Annotated in this window: 8 protein-coding genes, 1 tRNA gene and 1 pseudogene; 4 read left to right on the forward strand and 6 right to left on the reverse strand. The window is 70.3% G+C overall.

What is annotated here, in order from left to right; genetic code table 11:
• Positions 1 to 327, reverse strand: a pseudogene (locus G6017_RS01775) (phosphoribosylamine--glycine ligase); the annotation flags it as partial.
• Positions 328 to 399: 72 nt separating this feature from the next.
• Positions 400 to 1104 carry a TetR/AcrR family transcriptional regulator gene (locus G6017_RS01780; RefSeq protein ID WP_182615621.1) on the reverse strand — a complete coding sequence of 235 codons (705 nt, stop codon included), beginning with the start codon at positions 1102 to 1104 and terminating at the stop codon, positions 400 to 402.
• A gap of 127 nt (positions 1105 to 1231) precedes the next feature.
• Between G6017_RS01780 and G6017_RS01785 the strand changes: the two genes are divergently transcribed.
• Entirely contained in the window at positions 1232 to 1660 is a 429-nt protein-coding gene (locus tag G6017_RS01785; protein WP_182615623.1) for an HIT family protein, read from the forward strand.
• Between the two features lie 52 nt (positions 1661 to 1712).
• On the opposite strand, the gene G6017_RS01790 is transcribed toward G6017_RS01785, so the two are convergent.
• The 3 genes from G6017_RS01790 to G6017_RS01800 all read right to left on the reverse strand — a co-directional run bounded on the left by G6017_RS01790 (position 1713) and on the right by G6017_RS01800 (position 2706).
• The gene (locus tag G6017_RS01790) at positions 1713 to 2102 is read right to left on the reverse strand and encodes a nuclear transport factor 2 family protein (RefSeq protein ID WP_182615625.1); all 390 of its coding nucleotides are present in this window, start codon (positions 2100 to 2102) and stop codon (positions 1713 to 1715) included.
• 21 nt (positions 2103 to 2123) lie between these two features.
• Positions 2124 to 2543, reverse strand: coding sequence for a nuclear transport factor 2 family protein (locus tag G6017_RS01795; RefSeq protein WP_182613768.1), 420 nt, complete (start codon positions 2541 to 2543; stop codon positions 2124 to 2126).
• Positions 2544 to 2633: 90 nt separating this feature from the next.
• Positions 2634 to 2706: transfer RNA gene (locus tag G6017_RS01800), tRNA-Thr, on the reverse strand.
• 90 nt (positions 2707 to 2796) lie between these two features.
• On the opposite strand from G6017_RS01800, the gene G6017_RS01805 reads away from it, so the two are divergent.
• The 3 genes from G6017_RS01805 to G6017_RS01815 all read left to right on the forward strand — a co-directional run bounded on the left by G6017_RS01805 (position 2797) and on the right by G6017_RS01815 (position 5932).
• Positions 2797 to 4179, forward strand: a complete 1383-nt coding sequence (locus G6017_RS01805; RefSeq protein WP_107748800.1) for a threonine/serine exporter family protein — start codon at positions 2797 to 2799, stop codon at positions 4177 to 4179.
• A 69-nt stretch (positions 4180 to 4248) separates the two neighbouring features.
• Positions 4249 to 4437, forward strand: a complete 189-nt coding sequence (locus G6017_RS01810; RefSeq protein ID WP_107748799.1) for a hypothetical protein — start codon at positions 4249 to 4251, stop codon at positions 4435 to 4437.
• 31 nt (positions 4438 to 4468) lie between these two features.
• Entirely contained in the window at positions 4469 to 5932 is a 1464-nt protein-coding gene (locus G6017_RS01815) for an alpha,alpha-trehalose-phosphate synthase (UDP-forming) (RefSeq protein ID WP_182615627.1), read from the forward strand.
• Here G6017_RS01815 and G6017_RS01820 read toward each other — a convergent pair.
• The coding region (locus G6017_RS01820) for a hypothetical protein (protein WP_182615629.1) at positions 5919 to 6578 on the reverse strand (660 nt) is incomplete at its 5' end. The two genes, G6017_RS01815 and G6017_RS01820, sit on opposite strands and share 14 nt — an antisense overlap.

Consider the following 6578-nt stretch of genomic DNA (forward strand, 5'->3'; position numbering starts at 1 on the left):
CATGACGTCCTTGGCGAAGGCCTTGGAGCCCTCGATCCGGGCGGCCTCGGCCGAGGGACCGAACACCGGGACGCCGGCCGCGCGAAGGGCATCGGCCACCCCCGCCACCAGCGGCACCTCGGGGCCGATGACGACCAGGTCCACCTCGAGCCGCCGCGCCAACGGGGAGACCGCCGAGGGATCCGTCACCGACGCGTCGTGACACGTGGCCTGCACCATGCCGGGGTTGCCCGGCGCGGCGTGGAGCTCCGTCACCGCGGGATCCGCGGCGAGGGCGACGAGGATGGCGTGCTCACGGGCACCGGAACCGATCACGAGAATTCGCACAGCGACCACAGTAGTCGCGCCCCCCGGGCGACGTGACCCGGCACGGCCGGTGCGGGCGTCGTCGGGTGGACCTCAGCTCGGCAGGTCGGTCGCGATCCCGTCCGGCAACGTGGCCTCGTCGCGGACCCGCAGCCCCTCCGCGGTGAGCATGTCCGTCATGCAGAGATCGAGCGTGCGCGCCGTCGCGTGGTCCGCCTCCGGGGTCCCCATCGGCTTGAGCCCGAACATCGCGTGCGAACAGAGGCCGTCGATCCCCGCCCACAGGACGCGCTGGTCCCTGATCCTCGTCCCCGGACGGAAGATCCCCGCGGCGATCCCGCGGTCGACGATCTGCTGCATGATCTCGGTGACATCCGACGCAGCGAACGCAACCGTCGACGACTCCCCGAGAGTCTCGACCATCATCCGCGCCCAGGCGGGCTCCGCGACAGTGAACTCCACGATCGCGATCCCCGCGTTGCGGAGGTCCAGGTAGGCCGCGAGCCCCGGGGCCGACTCCGCGCCGGTGACCCCCGGGAGGGCGACACGCTCACCCATCGCGGCGAACCCGCGGGCCGAGACCTCCTCGACCAGCTGCTGCCGGTTGGTGAAGTGCCGGTAGGCGGCGGTGGCCGACACCCCGATGACCGGCGCGATCTCCCGCAGCACGATCGCCTTCTCCCCCGAGGACCGCGCCCGCGTGGTGGCCTCGTGGATGATCGCGTTCCGCAGGTCACCGTGGTGGTAGGACTTCTTCTTGACGGTGTCGTCTGCCGTCGGTGCCGTTGCCTCGATCATCTGCCGTCCCTCCGCCATCCTCTAAGGACCGTTCGCCGCTCGTTGTCCGGGTGGCGTACCCCTCATTACACCACGAGCCACCGCGCATCAGCGGCAACCGGCCGCCCCGGGTACGTAGGCTGGGAGCATGTCGACCGTTTTCAGCAAGATCATCTCCGGTGAGCTGCCGGGCAGGTTCGTCTGGGAGGACCCCGAGGTGGTCGCCTTCCTCACGATCGCGCCCGTCGCGGCCGGCCACACCCTCATCGTCCCGCGAGAGGAGATCGACCGCTGGACCGACCTCGACCCCCGGCTGTGGGCGCGGCTCAACGAGGTCGCGCAGGCGGTCGGCGAGGCCGTCGTCGAGGGTTTCGGGGCGTCACGGGCCGGTTACCTGATCGCGGGGTTCGAGGTCCCACACACCCACATCCACGTCTTCCCCGCCGACGACATGTCCGGCTTCGACCTGTCCCGCGCGGACCCCGACGCCCCCGCGGAGGAGTCGGACGCGGCGACCGCGACGATCCGTCGCGCTCTGCGGCAGCTCGGCCACGACGAGTTCGTGCCCGGGGACTGACCGGCCCACCCCGACTCGCCGCCCCGGTGGTCGGGTCGGGCGGGTGACCGGCTCAGTGCCCGAGCGCGCGCGTCACCTCGCCCATGTCCTGGTAGTCGCACCATTCGCTGACCAGGCCGTCACGCAGCGTGAAGAACGCGCCGACGGCGAGTGTGATGGGTGTGCCCCCGATCGTGAGGAACGTGGTCCTGCTCACCGCGGCCGTGTCCCCCGACGACAGCACCCGGTGGATCTCCACCCGGACGTCGGTGGAGACCTCCTCGTTGAACTCGATCAGCTGGGCCAGCCCGTCGCGGCCGCGCACCACCTGGGTGCCCTCGATCCGCAACTCGAGGTCGGGCGTGCACAGCGAGGTCGCTGTGTCCACGTCACCACGGAACGTGGCCTCCACGAGCGCCCTGGCCACCTCTCCGGAGCCGCCGCGCCGTTCGTCCTGGTCCATCGGACCGCCCCCGTCCACCGTCTACTCCGAGATCGTGTTCAGAGTACGTAGGTCCTTGTAGTCCTCCCAGCGGGTCACCACACCGCCCTCCACCTCGACGAACGACAGGGCCGGGATCTCCACGCCCCCCTCGGGCAGCGTGTAGGTCTCCAGCCGCTTGAGCGCGACGATCCCCGGTTCCGCCACCGCCGACAGGACGGCCACGTCGAGGAACCCGGACAGACGCGCGAGATCCTCGATGATGTCACGCAGGCCGTCGTGCCCCTCGTAGAGACGGAGGTGGCCGCCGTTGGTGTAGACGATCGACGGCGAGGAGAGCGCCAGCGCGGCGTCCACGTCACATGAGGTGACGGCGCGCATCCACGCCTCGGCGATCCGCCGGGTGGACTCAGCGTCCACGCCCCCGTCCACGTCTCCGGAGCCCTCGCCGTCGCTGAACACCTGCCACATCCTACCCAGAAACCTGAGAAAACTAAACGTATACCGCGCGCGCGTGGCGTGCACTCCCGGCTCCACCGGGCGGCGGGTGAGAGCTGGAGACGAGACTTGAACTCGCAACCGCCCGATTACAAGTCGGGTGCGCTACCAATTGCGCCACTCCAGCACGGCTCCGGCACGGCCGGGGTCCGGGTCACATCCTAACCGGACCCCGGGCCGCGCTCTCGACCGCCGCGGTCTTGACTACGGTGTCCACGTGGAGATCCGCGACGCACCCGCACCGTTCACCCGCCCCCTGGCGTGGCTGGGTCTGCGCAAGTCGACGATGGACCTGGCGGTCGAGCCGCCCCTGTCCCCGATGGCACCGGTCGACCTGGACGACGACGGCGCCGTCACCGACGTCCTGAACCTCGCCCTGGAGATCGCCGGCATCCTCCTGTCCTCCGGCGAGGGCGCGGCGGACACCGTCGCCCAGGGGGAATCGGTCGCGGCGGCGTTCGGCCTGCCGGGCGCCACCGTCGAGGTCACCTTCACCTCGTTGACCATCGGCGTGAACCGCCGACGTGGTCGCCCGCCGATCTCCGTCATCCGGGTGGTCAACTACCGCACGATCGACATGACCCGGGTGACCCGTGTCGCCCGGCTCATCGACCTCATCGTGCGGCGCCAACTGACCGTCGAGCAGGCCACGGCGGAGGTCGAGCAGATCATCGCCTCCCCGCACCCCCACTCGTTCCGGGTCGCGGTCCTGGGGTGGGCGATGCTCGGTTGCGCGGTCGTCATCCAACTGGGTGGCAGCCCGCTCGCCGGACTCCTGTCCATGGTGTCCACGTTCGCGCTGATGTACGCCAACCGCTATCTGGACGGCCACCGCCTCCCGAAGTTCTTCCAGCAGATCGTCGGGGGGTTCATCGCGGCCGCCTGGGCGCTGTTGGCCTACGTGTTCCTGAGCGACAACTTCGTGGACATCCAGCCATCCACACTTGTCGCCGCGGGAATCATCGTGCTCCTCGCGGGGCTCACGCTCGTCGGCGCGATCGAGGACGCCATCACCGGGTTCCCCGTGACGTCGGCCGGCCGCGGCGTGGAGACGATGATCCTCACCGGAGGGGTTCTCGGCGGCATCACGATCGCCCTGGCGGTGTTCGCGCGGCTGGGCATGTCCCCGCCCCCCATCGACCCGACCATCTCCGGCAACGCGCCCCTGTATCTCGCCGTCTTCGCGGCGGGCGTCGGGGCCGCCGGCTTCGCGGTGGCCAGTTACGCCACCGTGCGTGCGACGTGGCTCGCCGCGGCGGTCGGGGCGATCGGGATGGTCATCTTCCAGGTGGTCACGACGACCGGGCTGGGCGTGGTGGTGGGTTCCGCGCTCGCGGCCTGTGCGATGGGGTTGTTCGGCGGCATCCTCGCCCGTATCGCGACCGTCCCGCCACTGATCGTGACCATCGCGGGGATCACACCACTCCTGCCCGGGCTGTCCGTCTATCGGGGACTGTCGGCCCTCACCAGTGACCAGACCGGTATCGGTGTGGGACTGATGTTCCAGGCCCTGGCGATCGCGGTGGCCCTGGCGGCCGGCATCGTGTTCGGCGAATGGGTCACGCGTAATCTGCGCAGGTCCGCCGCCGCCGACCAGTGACGTAAGATGACGTCGGACGCCTGAGCCCACACGGGCCCTGCGTCCCATACCGACCACGGGAGGACACACATGGCATCCGCCGCAGCGGCCAGCAAGGAGCCCGAGCTCGACGTCGACCTCGAGCCCGTCGCCGACGAGACCGCATATCAGGCCCAGAGGATCGTGGCCTCGTACGCCGCAGACGCCGACGAGTGCCTGATGCTGCTCGAGATGCTCGGGATCGGCCCCGAGAAGGTCGACCCTGCCGACGTCGACTAGCCGCATCACAGCGATCACGGAAGGGACGGGGATGACGCGCGCGACCGAGCAGACGCCGCCGGACGCCGGTGCGGACTTCGTCGTCGTCGCCAATCGGCTACCCGTCGACCTCGTCCGTGACAAGGACGGCCGGGAACACTGGAAGGCCAGCCCCGGTGGGCTGGTGACGGCCCTGGAGTCCATCCTCAAGGCCAACCACGGCGCCTGGGTGGGTTGGCCCGGCGTGGCGGACGCCGCCCCCGAGCCCTTCGACGCCGACGGCATCCGGCTGCACTCGGTCACGCTGTCCGCCGAGGATGTCGGGCTCTACTACGAGGGGTTCTCCAACGGCACGCTGTGGCCGCTGTTCCACGACGTGGTGGTCCCCCCCGAGTACCACCGCGAATGGTGGAACGCCTACGTCGCGATCAACCGCCGGTTCGCCGAGGCCACCGCCGCGGCCGCCGCCACCGACGCCACGGTCTGGGTGCAGGACTACCAACTCCTGCTGGTCCCCCGCCTGCTACGTGAGATGCGTCCCGACCTGACCCTCGGGTTCTTCCTCCACATCCCGTTCCCCCCCGTCGAGTTGTTCATGCAGCTGCCGTGGCGAACGGAGATCGTCGACGGGATGCTCGGGGCCGATCTCGTGGGCTTCCACCTGCCCGGCGGAGCCGACAACTTCCGGATCCTCGCCAACCGACTCGGCGGCCACCCCTCCCTTCGGCTGCGTTCGACCCGGGGTCGGGCGTCCGAGATCCGCGTGGACGACCGCAGGGTCCGGGTGGGGGCGTTCCCCATCTCGATCGACTCGGCCGCCATCGACGCCGCCGCCCGCGACCGCGACACCCGCGCCCGCGCGGAACGCCTGCGTACCGAACTCGGCTCACCAGAGATCCTGTTGCTGGGCGTCGACCGCCTCGACTACACCAAGGGGATCGACGTCCGGCTCCGCGCGCTGGAGGAGTTGTTCGAGGAGGGGAGACTCGAGACCGCCGACGTCACCCTGCTCCAACTCGCCACCCCGAGCCGCGAGAGGGTCGAGCAGTACCAGATCATGCGCTCGCGGATCGAGGAGTCCGTGGGCCGGATCAACGGCAGTTTCGGCGAGATCGGGCACCCCGTGGTGACGTACATCCACCGCCCCGTCCCCAAGTCCGAGCTCACGGCGTTCTACGTGGCCGCGGACGTCATGCTGGTCACCCCCGTGCGGGACGGGATGAACCTCGTGGCCAAGGAGTACGTGGCCTCCTGCACCGATGGCGAGGGCGCCCTGGTGCTGAGCGAGTTCGCCGGCGCCGCCGCCGAACTCCGGCAGGCGTACCTGTGCAATCCGCATGACCTGGAGGGGGTCAAGGACGCCATCATGGCGGCCGTCACCGAGTCGAAGGACGACCGGCGTCGTCGCATGCGGGCGCTGCGCCGACAGGTGTTGGGCAACGACGTCCACGCGTGGGCACGACGGTTCTTCGAGACCCTCGACGCGACGTCCGACCCCCCCGTCACAGAGCGTTGAGTTCGCCCAGCTTCCACACCCCGTCCACCCGGACCATCTGGATGCTGAGCCTCGACGCCGAGCTGGCCGCCTCGGGCGCTTCCTTGGTCGAGACCATCCGGTTGAGCATCACCAGCACCGTCACGTTGTCCGCGTCCACGACCTCCTGCGGCGCGGCGGCGGCCACGGTCGCGTAGACACTGGCCTCCTGCTGCTTGGCCGCCGAGGCCACGGTCGGCATGGACTGGTCGACGAACTCGGTCAGTGCCGGCTCGGTGAGACGCTCCCGCACCGCCGCGAGTTCCGAGTCGACCGTGCGGTGATCGTAGGTGAACATCTGCGTGACGATCTCGCGCGCCGCGTCGGTGGCCTGCGTGGGGGCCGAGGCCACCTGCTGTTCGACGGCCGTGGCGTCCCGGGCCTCGAGATAGCGCCAGACGGCGATCCCGGAGAACACGAGCAGGATGACCGAGGCCACGGCCAGGGCCGCCATCAGTCGGCGTCGCCGGACCGGGTCCATCGGTTCGGTCGTGGTGGCCCGGCGAGGAGTGCTCTGCCCGGAGCCGGCCCTCGGGGTCGGACCCGACCGGGAGGGCGGCATCGAGTCGGCGTCGCGGGACGGGGTGGGCGCGGTCTCGGGAGCAGTGGCCTCGCCGCGGGGCATGGC

Source organism: Dietzia sp. B44, from assembly GCF_014145245.1.
GTDB lineage: Bacteria > Actinomycetota > Actinomycetes > Mycobacteriales > Mycobacteriaceae > Dietzia > Dietzia natronolimnaea.

Coding starts and splice junctions, on each gene's coding strand:
- G6017_RS01780 (WP_182615621.1), bottom strand. CDS start 1,104: ATGATCGAGGCAACGGCACCGACGGCAGACGACACCGTCAAGAAGAAG.
- G6017_RS01785 (WP_182615623.1), top strand. CDS start 1,232: ATGTCGACCGTTTTCAGCAAGATCATCTCCGGTGAGCTGCCGGGCAGG.
- G6017_RS01790 (WP_182615625.1), bottom strand. CDS start 2,102: ATGGACCAGGACGAACGGCGCGGCGGCTCCGGAGAGGTGGCCAGGGCG.
- G6017_RS01810 (WP_107748799.1), top strand. CDS start 4,249: ATGGCATCCGCCGCAGCGGCCAGCAAGGAGCCCGAGCTCGACGTCGAC.
- G6017_RS01815 (WP_182615627.1), top strand. CDS start 4,469: ATGACGCGCGCGACCGAGCAGACGCCGCCGGACGCCGGTGCGGACTTC.